Origin of the sequence: Selenomonas sputigena, from assembly GCF_026015965.1 — a bacterium.
GTDB lineage: Bacteria > Bacillota > Negativicutes > Selenomonadales > Selenomonadaceae > Selenomonas.
This window is the reverse complement of the sequence record NZ_CP110383.1, coordinates 1,885,144-1,897,815: the sequence shown is the minus strand read 5'-3', so window position 1 is coordinate 1,897,815 and position 12,672 is coordinate 1,885,144. Positions and strand designations below refer to the sequence as shown.

Annotated in this window: 11 protein-coding genes; 4 read left to right on the top strand and 7 right to left on the bottom strand. The window is 59.1% G+C overall.

The annotated features are described in order from the left end of the window. Positions 1-15: 15 nt before the first annotated feature. The 3 genes from OL236_RS09290 to serC form a co-directional block, all read right to left on the bottom strand. Positions 16-297, bottom strand: coding sequence for a helix-turn-helix transcriptional regulator (locus OL236_RS09290; RefSeq protein WP_009646139.1), 282 nt, complete (start codon positions 295-297; stop codon positions 16-18). Next, positions 294-656: a type II toxin-antitoxin system RelE/ParE family toxin gene (locus OL236_RS09285; RefSeq protein WP_265070381.1), complete on the bottom strand. Its 363-nt coding sequence runs from the start codon at positions 654-656 to the stop codon at positions 294-296. Before OL236_RS09285 ends, OL236_RS09290 begins: the two co-directional genes overlap by 4 nt. 112 nt (positions 657-768) lie before the next feature. Beyond that, positions 769-1,857, bottom strand: coding sequence for a 3-phosphoserine/phosphohydroxythreonine transaminase (gene serC, locus OL236_RS09280; RefSeq protein ID WP_265070380.1), 1,089 nt, complete (start codon positions 1,855-1,857; stop codon positions 769-771). Positions 1,858-2,270: 413 nt separating this feature from the next. Here serC and serA point away from each other — a divergent pair, with 413 nt between their 5' ends. From serA to OL236_RS09265, 3 genes are all read left to right on the top strand, one after another. Beyond that, a complete protein-coding gene (gene serA, locus OL236_RS09275) occupies positions 2,271-3,854 on the top strand; it encodes a phosphoglycerate dehydrogenase (RefSeq protein WP_265070379.1) in 1,584 nt (527 codons plus the stop codon). Further along, complete coding sequence (gene fliB / locus OL236_RS09270; protein ID WP_265070378.1) at positions 3,844-5,085, top strand: flagellin lysine-N-methylase; 1,242 nt, start codon at positions 3,844-3,846, stop codon at positions 5,083-5,085. The genes serA and fliB overlap by 11 nt, the downstream gene beginning before the upstream one ends. 133 nt (positions 5,086-5,218) lie before the next feature. Beyond that, positions 5,219-5,860, top strand: coding sequence for a flavodoxin (locus OL236_RS09265; RefSeq protein ID WP_265070377.1), 642 nt, complete (start codon positions 5,219-5,221; stop codon positions 5,858-5,860). A 54-nt stretch (positions 5,861-5,914) separates the two neighbouring features. On the opposite strand, the gene OL236_RS09260 is transcribed toward OL236_RS09265, so the two are convergent. The 4 genes from OL236_RS09260 to cooS are packed head-to-tail and all read right to left on the bottom strand — an operon-like array spanning position 5,915 to position 10,573. After that, a complete protein-coding gene (locus tag OL236_RS09260; RefSeq protein ID WP_265070376.1) occupies positions 5,915-6,688 on the bottom strand; it encodes an ABC transporter ATP-binding protein in 774 nt (257 codons plus the stop codon). Continuing rightward, a complete protein-coding gene (locus OL236_RS09255; RefSeq protein WP_265070375.1) occupies positions 6,685-7,446 on the bottom strand; it encodes an ABC transporter permease in 762 nt (253 codons plus the stop codon). The genes OL236_RS09260 and OL236_RS09255 overlap by 4 nt, the downstream gene beginning before the upstream one ends. Before the next feature lie 14 nt (positions 7,447-7,460). Continuing rightward, positions 7,461-8,417, bottom strand: coding sequence for an ABC transporter substrate-binding protein (locus OL236_RS09250; protein ID WP_265070374.1), 957 nt, complete (start codon positions 8,415-8,417; stop codon positions 7,461-7,463). Beyond that, complete coding sequence (gene cooS, locus OL236_RS09245) at positions 8,414-10,573, bottom strand: anaerobic carbon-monoxide dehydrogenase catalytic subunit (RefSeq protein ID WP_265070373.1); 2,160 nt, start codon at positions 10,571-10,573, stop codon at positions 8,414-8,416. Before cooS ends, OL236_RS09250 begins: the two co-directional genes overlap by 4 nt. Positions 10,574-10,776: 203 nt before the next feature. Here cooS and OL236_RS09240 point away from each other — a divergent pair, with 203 nt between their 5' ends. Continuing rightward, positions 10,777-12,672 carry a sucrose-specific PTS transporter subunit IIBC gene (locus tag OL236_RS09240; protein WP_265070372.1) on the top strand — a complete coding sequence of 632 codons (1,896 nt, stop codon included), beginning with the start codon at positions 10,777-10,779 and terminating at the stop codon, positions 12,670-12,672.

Below are 12,672 nucleotides of genomic sequence, written 5' to 3'. Positions count from 1 at the left end.
TGCGCAAGTCAACATTCATCGAAGTTCGATTTGAAGTTCTTTTCCAAGCGAATGTGCTGTACGAATCAGGAAATCCAACGATGGATTATATGTGCCGCTTTCCAAGCGGCAGATGTTCGAACGCTGCGTGCCCATGCGCTGAGCCAACTCGCTCTGCGTCATATTCTGCTCGGTGCGGGCGGCTATGATCTGGGCGATCAGTTTATAGCGCGGCTGCAGTCGCTCATATTCTGAAGCAAAATTCTCATTCTCCAGCAATTTTTCGCGAATATGCGACAGGCTCACTCCTGGCTTCATTTTCTAGACCTCCTCTCATAGTCTGCTTTGTATTGCAAGGCGCGTTCCAATTCCCTTAGCGGAGTTCGCATCGTTTTCTTTTTGAATCCGTGGAGAAGGACAAAGGTGTTGCCAAAAAACATAAAATAGAAAATACGTGCACTCTCCGAGGCGAAGCGGATGCGAATCTCCCATAGGCCTTGATATTTTTTGCCGACAATCGGTTTCACATACGGCTCTTTCAGCATTGTGCCACATTGTTCAAGCAACTCGATTTCGGAGAACGCTTTTGCTTGTAACTTGGCAGGCAAGGATTGGAGAAAATCGTAGGCAGGAATTTCTCCGTTTTCTTTTTGATAAAAGTCGATATTCCAAGACATGCTTCAGCCTCCTCGGTTCAATGTTATCATATACGATAACGAAAAACAAGACAGAGAAGCAAGAACCCGCAGTTGAAAATCAGCTGCGGGTTCTTGCTTCTCTATACATATCTCAGTTTTCCTTGCGGAATTTCTGCATGAAGTCGACGAGAGCGGCTACGCCTTCGTAGGGCATCGCGTTGTAGATCGACGCTCTCATGCCGCCGACGGAGCGGTGTCCTTTGACGCCGCCGAGTCCGTATTCTGCGGCTTCGGCGACGAACTTCTTCTCAAGCTCCTCGCTCGGCAGGCGGAAGGTGACGTTCATGAAAGAGCGGCTGTCCTTGTCCGCATGTCCCTTGTAGAAGCCGTCGGAGCTGTCGATCGCATCGTAGAGCAGCGCCGCCTTCTTCTCGTTGCGCTTCGCCATTTCGGCGAGGCCGCCCTGCGCCTTGATCCATGCGGCGACCTTGCCGACCATGTAGATGCCGAAAGCGGGCGGCGTGTTGTAGAGGGAGTTCTTCTTGTAGTGCGTCGAGTAGCGAAGCATTGTGGGAAGCGTCTCAGGGCTCTTTTCGAGCAGCGACTTCTTTGCGACGACGAGGCAGGTTCCGGCGGGGCCGAGGTTCTTCTGCACGCCTGCATAGATGAAGCTGAATTTCTTGAAGTCGAGGGGACGTGAGAGCATGTCGGACGACATGTCGGCAAAGAGCGGAACTTCGCCCGTCTCGGGAATGTAGTGATACTCCGTGCCGTAGATCGTGTTGTTGTAACACAGATGAAGATACGCTGCATTCGGATCGAGTTTGATCTCCGCCTGCGTCGGCACATGGCGAAAGCCGCCGTCTTTCGAGGAAGCCGCAATCTCGCCGACACCGAGGAGCGCGGCCTCGTCGTAAGCTTTCGTTGCGAAGCTGCCCGACAGCACATAGCTGCCCTTTTTCTCCTTCGTCGCATAGTTCATCGCGACCATGGCGAAAGCGAGGCTCGCGCCGCCCTGCACGAAGAGCACGTCGTAGTCGTCGCCGAGTCCCATGAGCGAGAGGATGTCCGCCTTCGCCTGGTTGTGCACCTCGTCGTACGCCTTGGCGCGGTGTGAGATCTCGAGGATCGACATGCCAGAGTTGCGGAAATTGAGGAACTCCGCCTGCGCTTCCTTGAGCACCTCAAGCGGCAGAGTGGCAGGGCCGGGATTGAAATTGTAAATGCGATTCGCTTCCACAGAAAGACCTCCTGACAGAGTGAAAAAGTGACTCCTATACAAATATACACTCAATTCTACCCCCTTTTTCGTGTTTTCGTCAAGTGAATCTTTGTTTTCTCGGTAAGTATGCTTGCCATACGATTGTCCACTGGATAAGTTGCTGGAAAAATGATATGATATTACTATGAAAGTCCAAGAAGTCAAGCCGAAGGCGCAGACTGATTGGATAACTTTCATTAAGAGCGGCGCACAATGTCCACAAAGTGGACGTTTGTGCGTGTAGTTTACTATGAAAGTCCAAGAAGTCAAGCCGAAGGCGCAGACTGATTGGATAACTTTCATTAAGGGCGGCGCACAATGTCCACAGAGTGGACGTTTGTTCGTGTAGTTTACCCGTGGAGTGAACATCTAGTCGTAGAGGAGCGATGGATATGAAAATTCTCGTAGCAGACGGCGTATCTCAGAAGGCGATTGACATCCTTTCCCCGAAGTTTGAGGTTGTCGAGAAGCCGAAGCTTTCGCATGAGGAGCTTCTGGACATCATCAGCGATTTCGAGGCTGTTATCGTGCGCTCGGCGTCGAAAGTGACGAAGGACGTCATCGACAAGGCGGCGAAGCTCAAGATCATCGGCCGCGCCGGCGTCGGCGTCGACAATATCGACGTGGCGGCGGCGACGGCGCGCGGCATCATCGTCATCAATTCGCCGGGCGGCAATACGATCGCGGCGACGGAGCACACGATGGCGATGATGCTCGCGATGAGCCGTAACATCCCCATCGCCAACGAGACGATGCAGAAGGGCGAGTGGAACCGCAAGAAGTATGTCGGCGTCGAGCTGCGCGGCAAGACGCTCGGCGTCATCGGCATGGGGCGCATCGGCTCGGGCGTCGCCAAGCGTGCGCTCTCCTTCGATATGAACGTCATCGGCTACGATCCGTACATCAACGAGGAGCGTGCCAAGGCGATGGGCGTCGCGGTCGGCACGCTCGATGAAGTGATCGAGAAGTCGGATTTCATCACGGTGCACATGCCGCTCAATCCCGATACGAAGGACATGCTCGACAAGAAGGCGATCGCACGCATGAAGAAGGGCGTGCGCCTCGTCAACTGCGCGCGCGGCGGCATCATCAACGAGCAGGATCTCGCCGACGCCGTGAAGGCTGGGCATGTCGCGGGCGCGGCGATCGACGTCTTCACGAGCGAGCCTTTGGAAGAGGGCAACCCGCTCGTCGGCGTGCCGGGCATCATCCTCACGCCGCATCTTGGCGCATCGACGGTCGAGGCGCAGATCGGCGTCGCCCTCGACGTGGCGGAGGGAATCCGTGCGGCGCTTTCAGGCGAGCCTGTCTTGACAGCGGTCAACATGGCGCCCGTGTCGGCAGACGTCATGCACGTCATCCGCCCCTATCTCGACCTCGCCGAGCGCCTTGGCTGTACGGTATGCTCGCTGGCTGACGGCGCGATCACGGAGCTTGCCGTCGAGTACAGTGGCGACATCACGGAGGTCAACACGCAGATGCTCACGACGGGCGTCATCAAGGGCATGCTGAACCCCGTCCTAGAGTTCAACGTCAATTACGTCAACGCACCGAGCCTTGCCAAGGAGCGCAGCATCAAGGTGCGCGAGGTAAAGCACAAGGAGTCGCAAGACTTCCAGAACCTCATCGCCGTCTGCGTCAAGACGGCGAAGGGAGAAACGGTTGTCAAGGGCACGCTCTTCGGCACGGAAGGCCGCATCGTTTCGATCAACGGCTATCGCGTCGACGTCGATCCGCACGATCGCATCCTCATCTGCCCGCACATCAACCGTCCCGGCGTCATCGGCACGGTCGGCACGATGATGGGCGAGCGCGGTGTCAACATTTCGAGCATGCAGGTTGGCCGCACGGACAAGGAAGGCACGAACGTCATGGTGCTGACCGTCGATCACGACATCCCCGAAGATCTGCTGCAGAAGATCACCGCCGTCGACGGCATCTTCGGCGCACGCCTCGTGAACTTCCATGCCATCTGAGGAGCAGATTTGCTTCGATACCCTGCGTCCTGCCTGTGTGACAGAGTTTCGGTGCGACGGCAGCATTTGCGGCTCGAAGTGCTGTCATGGCTGGAGTGTTCCTGTAGATGAAGAGCATTATTCGCTCTATCAGAAAATCCCGAACACCAAAATTCGGCGGCGTGTTCTCTCTGCTGTCGAACGAAGCGAAAATGGCAAATATGTCATGAAACTACGCGCTGAAGAGGGAAAAGCCTGCGCACTGCTTGAGGACGATGGGCTTTGTTTCCTGCAAAAAAATCTGGGGGAGGAATATCTGTCGTCGACCTGTGCGCTTTATCCGCGAGTGGCATATTTGCTTGGCAATATGGCGTCAGGCTCTTTGACGCTTACCTGCCCAATCGCGAGGAAACTTCTTTTGCTCGGCAAGAATCCTATGCGCCTGGAGCGCGTGCAGGCGCCGCTTTTACGCGATGCTTGCTGGGCGGTGCAGCCGAAGATGGACGCGGACGCTTTTCGCATCGTGCAGGAGACGGCGCTTGCTCTCTTGCAGCAGCGCCGCTATGCGCTGGACGAACGCTTGGCTCTCTTGGGTTTCTTCATTGACCGTGTGGACGAGTCGCTCGGCGCGGGGACGGAGGAGCGCGAGTTGTCGGGCATCGCCGAGTTTTATCTGACGCCCTCTGCCGCCGAGCTTTTGACGTATGTGCCGTTTGACAGTGCGGCGTACATGCGTTGGCTCTTCGGCTGGATGGATGAGGTCAAGAGACGAGACTGGGATGCGCTCTTTTGGGGTCGACGCGCAGGTATGGCGGAAGCCTCTTTCAATCAAGTGGCAGAGGTCTACGAACTGCAGGGAGAGAACAGCCTCGCACGACTGGAGGCGCTTTATGCAGAATATCGGGCGCTTTATCGTGAGAAATTCTTGCCTGCACATGGCCATGTTTTAGAGAACTACCTTGTCAATGAAATTTTCCTCATGGCGTTTCCGTGTAAATACGAGGGATCGCTTCTTGTCGACTGGCGGCTTCTCGTTGCGCGTTGGAAACTCTTGGAGTTTTTCCTCATCGCCTGGGTGAAGCGCTACGAGGGGGATGTTGGCGAGGAAGAGGTTTTGAGTCTCATTGAATGTGCAGAGCACAGCACGATGCACTTCCCACGCTATACAGAGGCATGGAATGCCTATATTCAAGCGGGTGAGCAGGAACTTCTCCCTTGGATGCGGCAGATGCTCGTTTGTGGCGAGTGCTGACGCAGGCTGTAGGTGTGATGAAAAGCAAGATGGGGAGAATATTCCTCAAAATGGAGGCGGCATAGGCATGTCGCCTCTTTTCTTGTGCCCTTATATCGTTTATAATGGAGGAGGAAAGAGAGAGGAGGCCATCATGAATTTGAGAAAAGCAATGCTGATCGGCGCTGTCTTGCTGACTGTCCTGGCTGCTGCGGCGTACAGTCTGCAAGGTTCCTTTGCCGGTTTCGGTTTTGGCGGCCCTAAGGTGCTTGTCGCGTATTTCTCTCGCGCGGGTGAGAATTATGCCGTCGGCCGCACCGAGAAGGGCAATACGGCGGCACTGGCGGAGATCATCGCCGACGAAGTGGGCGGCGATCTTTTTGAGATCAAGACGAAGGAGGCGTATCCGGAGAAGCTCAAGGAGGTGCTTGAAGTCGCACGCCGTGAGCAGAAGGAGAACGCGCGGCCGGAGCTTGCGGAGAAGGTGAATCTCGCCGACTACGACATCATCTTCCTCGGCTACCCGAACTGGTGCAGCGATATGCCGATGGCGGTCTATACGTTCCTCGAAACGAATGATTTCGAGGGCAAGACGATCATTCCGTTTTCGACGTCCCTGACGGATGCTATGACTGGAAATGAGAAGAACATCCCGCTCCATGCGAAGGGCGCGAAGGTTCTCGACGGTCTCGGTCTTGAAGGGAAGTTTGTCCACGATACGCCGAGGCTCGTGAAGCCGCTGGTCAAGGAATGGCTCGACAACCTCAACTGGAAAGAGGCTGCGAAAAGCGAATAAGGATATGGGAAAGAGAAGAGGCGTCCTCTGCGTGCAGAGGACGCCTCTTCCTTTTTATATGTAGTATTCCGTCTTGTCGGCGGGCTTCAGGGAGAATTCGCGGAAGATGCGGTCACGGATGTGGAGAAAGTCGGAACTCGTGCGGTCGCGTTTGCCGTGGAGGTCGACTTCGATGATGCTCTTGACCTTGCCGGGATTCGGCGTCATGACGACGACGCGGTCAGCGAGCACGACGGCTTCGTCGATGTCGTGCGTGACGAAGATGATGGTCTTGCCCTGCTTGCGGCAGATGGCGGAGATCTCGTCCTGCAGGCTCATGCGCGTGATGGCGTCGAGGGCGGCGAATGGTTCATCCATGAAGATGATGTCGGGATCGACGGCGAGGGCGCGCGCGATGGCGACGCGCTGCTGCATGCCGCCCGAGAGTTCCGCGGGATGGTGCGAGGCGAAGCGCTCCAAGCCGACGAGGGCGAGGTAGCGGCGCGCAATCTTTGCGCGCTCTTCGGGCGCTGTGCCGAGGCTTTCGAGCCCCAGTTCGACGTTCTTTTCTACCGTGCGCCACGGCAGGAGGCCGTAGTTCTGGAAGATCGTGACGTTCTTGATGCTGGGCGAGGTGACCTCTTCGCCTGCGATGCGCACGCTGCCGCTCGATACGCGGTCGAAGCCCGCGAGCGCCGCGAGGAGCGTGCTCTTGCCGCAGCCCGAGGGGCCGAGGAGGCAGATGAATTCGCCGCGCTCGATGGCTAGGTCGACGTGGGAGAGCGCCGTGAAGCGTGTGCCCTTCTGTTCATAGTGGCGGCAGACGTCTCGTATTTCGATGTAGCTCATGATTTCCCTCCTCGTATGCCCCAGGCGCGGTAAAGCTGCCTCTCGGCAAGGCTCATGGCGCTGTCCAAGAGAAGTCCGAGAAGGCCGATCGTGAGGATTGCTGCCATCAGAAGGTCGGCTCTGAGGTTGTTTCGCGCATCGATGATGAGGAAGCCCAGCCCCGACTGAGCGCCGACCATCTCGCCCGCGACGAGGAAGACCCAGGCCGTGCCGAGGGCGAGGTGAAGCCCCGTGGCAATCTGCGGGAAGATGGCGGGCAGGATGATCTTCGTGAAGACGGCAGGCTCTTTGATGCCGAAGTTTTGCGCGACCTTCAGATAGACGGGGTCGAGCTTCTGCACGGCGGCGACGGTCGCGAGCAGCACGGGGAAGAACGCTGCGAGGAAGATGATGACGATGGCAGGCGCTTCGCCGATGCCGAAGAAGAGCACGATGAAGGGCAGCCAGGCGACGGGTGAGACGGGGCGAAGCACCTGCGCGATGGGGTTGAGGTACGCCCATACCTTGGAATACCAGCCGAGAATGAGACCTGCAGCGAGCGCGAGGAGGACGGAGGCGAGGTAGCCGACGGCGAAGCGCACGAGGCTCGCCGCGACGTCCTCGAAGATCACACCGTCCTTGATGAGCTCGACAAATCCCAGGAAGGCGGCGAGAGGTGAGGGGAAAAGCGCCTCGTGCCAGCCGCTGAACGCACAGATCGCCTGCCAAAAGAGGAGAGTGACGGCGGCCGCGCCGATAAGATGCCGGACGTTTTTCATAAATCACAAACCTTTCAGGGGAGAAGGCTTCGGTCGACGAAGTCTTCGTAGGGCGGCGCTTTCTGCAGCAGCCCCGCCGCTTTCATGCGTGCGGTCAATGCATTGTAGGTTTCTTCGCTGATGGCGAGATCGTCGTAGGAGATCCAGTCGAAGGATTTTTCCAGTACGGCGGGCTTCGTCTTGAGAAAATGGCCGGCGATCTCTGTCCGGCTTTCGGGATGTTCGCTCAGATGCTCGCTCGCCTCCATGTATGCCTTGACCGTCGCGCGTGCAAGCTCCTCGTTTTCGCGCACGAAGCTGCCGTTGAAAACGAGGGCGCAGCACGGGCTTTCGTTCCAGAGTTCGTCATCACGCGCGAAGAGTTTTCCCACGCCGAGAGCGATGGCCTGCGAGCCGAAAGGCTCGGCAACGCAGTAGCCGGCGATTTGTTTCTGCGCGAGTGCGGCGGGCATTTCGGGCGGCGTCATCTCGACGACTTTCAGATCGCGTTCCGTCATGCCATGGGCGGCAAGAAGCTCGTCGAGGAGCAGCTTGTGCGTCGATTGCTTGTGCGGGATGGCGAAGACTTTGCCCTTGAGGTCTTCGACGCGTTCGATCTCGGGCAGGGTGACGACGATGTTGCCGTCCTTATGCCCGAGAGTCGCCGCCTTGAGATCGATGCCCTGTTCGCGCGCTTTGACGGCAAGCTCGATGAGCACCGATGCGCCGTCGACGCGTCCCGTGTTGAGCGCGTCCATAAGCTCGGGCCATGAGCCGTACTTGATCAGCTCGATCCGGACGGGACCGTCGGGCGATTCCATTTCCTTTTGGGCAAAGAGCGGCAGGGCATGGGTGGTCGGCAGGTAGGCGAGGCGCACGGTGCGCACGTCTCGCGGCTCGGCTTCGCTTCGGTAGCTGCCGAAGGCGGCGAGTGCGCCGACGACGGCGAGGAGCGAAGCGAGGAGGATGCGCTTTCTTGCTGCTTGTTTCATGCGTTTGCCGCCTTCGCTGCCGGTATGGAATCCGTCTCGCCGCTCGCTTCTGAGGCGGAAAGCTGCAGCGGTGCGCACGCTTTCCAGCCGAGCGCCCGACGCGCTTCGTCGATGTCTTCGAGCATTTTCTTTGCGAGCGCCTTGGGATCGGTGATGACCGTCATGACGGCGCCGAGCGTTTCCTGCGTGTCCTTCTTGAGGAAGTTCTCGACGTTCGTCGAGCCCTGTACGGGCGGTTCGACGCAGTGGTAGGAGTTGATGCCGAAGAGGCGGAAGGCGAGCGAGGCGTCAAGCCCCTTCTCGTTCGCCCACTCGGGACTCGCAAACGCGAACGGCATGTCCTTGATGTCCTCTCCTGCCGCTGCTGCCATGCCGCCGAGGATCGTCGAGGCGCGCGTGTTGTCGACGCACTCGCCCATGTGCCATACGGGCGGCTGGTCTTCACCGAGGAATTCGCGCAGATTCCTGCCCGTCTTGGCGAGCGCCGAGAGGCTGCAGTAGCCGAGCTTCAAGAGCGGGAACGAAGCGCAGCCGTTGGTGAAGATGAGGACGTCGTTCTTTATTAGCTCCTCAGCGATGTCGATGATGGCGCGCTCGTAGACGACGCGCGGGTTGTTGCAGCCGACCATGTTGACGATGCCGCGGATCTTGCCGCTCTTCAGCGCTTCCGCAATCGCGCCGAATCCCTTGTAACGCTCGCTGACGGATTCGGCGCTGAAACCGATTTCTGCCGTGACCTCGTAGGCGGGGATGAATACGGGCACATCGCGCCGCGCGGCGAAGCTCTCGATGGCGCGCGTGACGATCTTGCGTGCGATTTTCTCCGTGTCGGCGACGTTTGAGTGATGGTGGTCGTAGGCATAGTGCTCCGCGCCGGGCAGACGCGCCGCATCGCTCGTCGTGACGACGGTCGTCTTGAAGCAGCGCGCCACGTCCATGATGGAGGGGAAGACGTCCTGCACGTCGGCGACCCAGAGGTCGAGCGCACCCGTGCCGAGCACGAGTTCTGCGCCGACAGCGTTCGAGAGCGGGATGACGCCTTCGTAGCGGTACATGGCGGCGAGGCACGAACAGCAGATGCCGTAGAACTGGATGCCCTCTGCGCCGTGTTTCTTCGCGAGGTCGATGAATTCCTGCGTGCGGCCGATGCGCACGATTTCGCTGACGAGCGTCGGCAGATGGCCGTGCACGGCGATGTTGACCCAGCCTTTCTTGAGTGCTCCGACGTTGACCTTCGAGGTCGCGCGATGACCGACGCCGAAGAGCGCGTCGGTCGCGATGTTGGCGGCGACGACGCCCGTGTAGCAGAAGGCGAGGCCGCAGCGCAGGAATTGCTTCATGACGCTCTGCCAATCGCCGTCCGTGCCGCAGCCCGTGCGGTGGAAGGCGTCGAAGACCTCGTTGTAGGCGCTGATCGGCAGGATGTCGAGCTTCTGCCAGACTTCTTTTCGTTCAGCGGGGGCGAGTGCAGCGATGGAGCGATACTCTTCGGGCAGGGCGCGCGAGAGATCGGCGAGCAGCACGTCGGCAAGACGGCTCGCGAGGCGGCGCGTGCTCTGACCGCGCGTATTGATGCCGAAGGCACGGCAGACCTCGCGGATGCGCTTTGCTCCGAGGAGCGGCAGTTTGAGTTTGCCTTCGGCGGCGAACTTCAGCGACAGCAGCACTTCGCGCGCGTGTGCGCCGTGCTGGGCGACGCCGCCCGCAGCGCTCCGAAGGAGGTTGCGCGAGACGATGAGATCGGCATCGGCGCCGCAGACGCCGCGCGGGCTCTTCGCCGTGATCTTGCACGGCCCCATGTTGCAGTTTTTGCAGCAGACGCCGGCGAGGCCGAAAGAACACTGCGGCTTCTGCTGATCGAAGCGGTCGAACGCCGTATCGCAGCCGATCTGTTCCATGTGCAGCAGCATCTCGCGCACGGCGGGATCGGGCGTCTTGTCGAGCACATCCTGCTTCGAGGCGAACGTCTTGCGGTAGGCGGAAACCGCCTGCATGTAGTCGTTGACGCCGCCGTGCGTGTGCGGGTGCGCCGCGTCGTGCGTGTGCGGCTGCCAGGCAGGGTGCGTGTGGTCGTGATCATGCGTGTGTACATGTTCGTGGTCGTGGCTATGGTCGTGGCTGTGCGTGTGCTCGTGGCTGTCAATCGTCTTCTTCATGGCGGCGCTCCTTTTTTGCAGAAGGTATTATTCATACATGTTTAGTATATAATAAAGATAATATAACATACTGGATTACATGTCAATGGGGGCGAAAAAATTCTTTTTGCTGCGCATTCCTTCTAATCTATTGACAATGATTCTTGCGCGGGGTAAGATAAAAGTGGAATTATGAAACCGATTTCATAGAAAGGGGAATGGGAATGGCGGAATTATTGTTGGAAAGCCCCTTGGAGGGCGAGCTCATCGCCCTCAAGGAGGTCAACGATCCTGCGTTCGCCGGCGAGCTCATGGGGCGCGGTGCTGCGGTCAAGAATCCGCAGGGCAAGGTTCGCGCGCCGTTCGACGGCGAGGTCACGGTGCTCTTTCCGACGAAGCACGCGATCGGCCTTCATTCGACGGCGGGCGTCGACCTGCTCATTCACGTCGGACTCGACACGGTGAACCTTGAGGGCAAGCACTTTACGGCGCATGTGGAGCAGGGGGCCGAGATCAAGAAGGGAGATCTCCTCATCGAGTTTGACGAGGCGGCGATCCGCGCGGCCGGTTACGATACGACGACGCCCGTCGTTGTGACGAATGCGGCGGACTACGGCACGATTACGCTCTCTTTGGGCGCGCAGAAGGTCTCCTCGCCGGGCGAAGGCGAGGAAGAGGCAAGCGAGGCGGCAGCGCCTGCGGCGGCGGGAACACCTGCGGCGGCTGCAGCGCCGGCAGGGCCGAATCCCGCCTATGCCTCGATGCCTGCTGAGGAGCGCGTGGCGCGAGAGATTCTCGACCACATCGGCGGCATGGCGAACATCCGCTCCGCTGAGCATTGCGCGACGCGCCTGCGGCTGATCTTGAACGACAAGGATAAGATCGAGGACAAGGCGGTCGAGAACATCGACGGCGTCAAGGGGCAGTTCTTCGCGGCGGCGCAGTACCAGATCATCCTCGGCACGGGCTTCGTCAACAAGGTCTACGACGTGCTCGTCGGCATGAATCCCGCGCTCGCGGGCGGCTCCAACAAGGAAGCTGCATACGAGCAGATGACGACGGCGCAGAAAATCTCGCGCACGTTCGGTGACGTCTTCGTGCCGATCATTCCCGTGCTCGTCGCTACCGGTCTTTTCATGGGTTTGCGCGGCATGCTGCAGAACCTCGGCGTCGAGATGAGCGACAATCTCGTGCGCATGAGCCAGATCCTGACGGATACGGCGTTCGCCTTCCTGCCGGCGCTCGTCTGCTGGTCAACGATGAAGAAGTTCGGCGGCACGCCTGTCATTGGCATCGTCCTCGGACTCATGCTCGTTGCGCCGCAGCTGCCGAATGCCTACGCGATCGCGAGCGGGGAAGCGCAGCCCATCTACATGAATCTCTTGGGGCTTTCGATTCCCGTCGTCGGTTACCAAGGATCGGTCTTGCCGGCGCTCGTCCTCGGCATCCTTGCCGCAAAGGTTGAAGCGGGACTCAAGAAGTTCATCCCCGATGTCGTCGACCTCATCTTCACGCCGTTCCTCACGCTCTTTTCGTGCATGATCGTCGGCCTCCTCATCGTCGGCCCCATCATGCACACGCTGGAACTTGCCGTGTTCGGTGCGGTGCGTGCGTTCCTTGAACTGCCGTTCGGCATCGGCGGCTTCATCGTCGGCGGCCTGCATCAGGTCATCGTCGTCAGCGGCATCCACCATGTATTCAACGCGCTTGAGATTCAGCTTCTCGCCTCGACGGGGCGCGACGCCTTCAACGCGATCATCACGGGCGCGATCATCGCGCAGGGCGGCGCTGCCGTCGCTGTCGCGGCGCGCACGAAGAACAGGAAGAAGCGCGCCCTCTACATCTCGTCGGCGATTCCGGCGTTCCTCGGCATCACGGAGCCGGCGATCTTCGGCATCAACCTGCGCTTCATGAAGCCGTTCCTTTACGCGCTCGCGGGCGGCGCCTGCGCGGGAGCGGCGTCGGGCATCATGCACCTCGCGGGCACGGGCATGGGCGTGACGGTTCTGCCGGGCACGCTGCTCTACATGGATCATCTCCTCGAATACCTGATCGTCAATGTCATCGGCTTTGGCATCGCTTTTGGCCTGACGTACACGCTCTTCGATCCGAAGGAGTGA

Bases quoted from the DNA above. Each gene is read 5' to 3' on its own strand.
- OL236_RS09260 (WP_265070376.1), bottom strand. From the start codon at position 6,688: ATGAGCTACATCGAAATACGAGACGTCTGCCGCCACTATGAACAGAAG.
- fliB (WP_265070378.1), top strand. From the start codon at position 3,844: ATGCCATCTGAGGAGCAGATTTGCTTCGATACCCTGCGTCCTGCCTGT.
- OL236_RS09265 (WP_265070377.1), top strand. From the start codon at position 5,219: ATGAATTTGAGAAAAGCAATGCTGATCGGCGCTGTCTTGCTGACTGTC.
- OL236_RS09290 (WP_009646139.1), bottom strand. From the start codon at position 297: ATGAAGCCAGGAGTGAGCCTGTCGCATATTCGCGAAAAATTGCTGGAG.
- cooS (WP_265070373.1), bottom strand. From the start codon at position 10,573: ATGAAGAAGACGATTGACAGCCACGAGCACACGCACAGCCACGACCAT.
- serA (WP_265070379.1), top strand. From the start codon at position 2,271: ATGAAAATTCTCGTAGCAGACGGCGTATCTCAGAAGGCGATTGACATC.
- OL236_RS09250 (WP_265070374.1), bottom strand. From the start codon at position 8,417: ATGAAACAAGCAGCAAGAAAGCGCATCCTCCTCGCTTCGCTCCTCGCC.
- OL236_RS09285 (WP_265070381.1), bottom strand. From the start codon at position 656: ATGTCTTGGAATATCGACTTTTATCAAAAAGAAAACGGAGAAATTCCT.
- OL236_RS09240 (WP_265070372.1), top strand. From the start codon at position 10,777: ATGGCGGAATTATTGTTGGAAAGCCCCTTGGAGGGCGAGCTCATCGCC.
- OL236_RS09255 (WP_265070375.1), bottom strand. From the start codon at position 7,446: ATGAAAAACGTCCGGCATCTTATCGGCGCGGCCGCCGTCACTCTCCTC.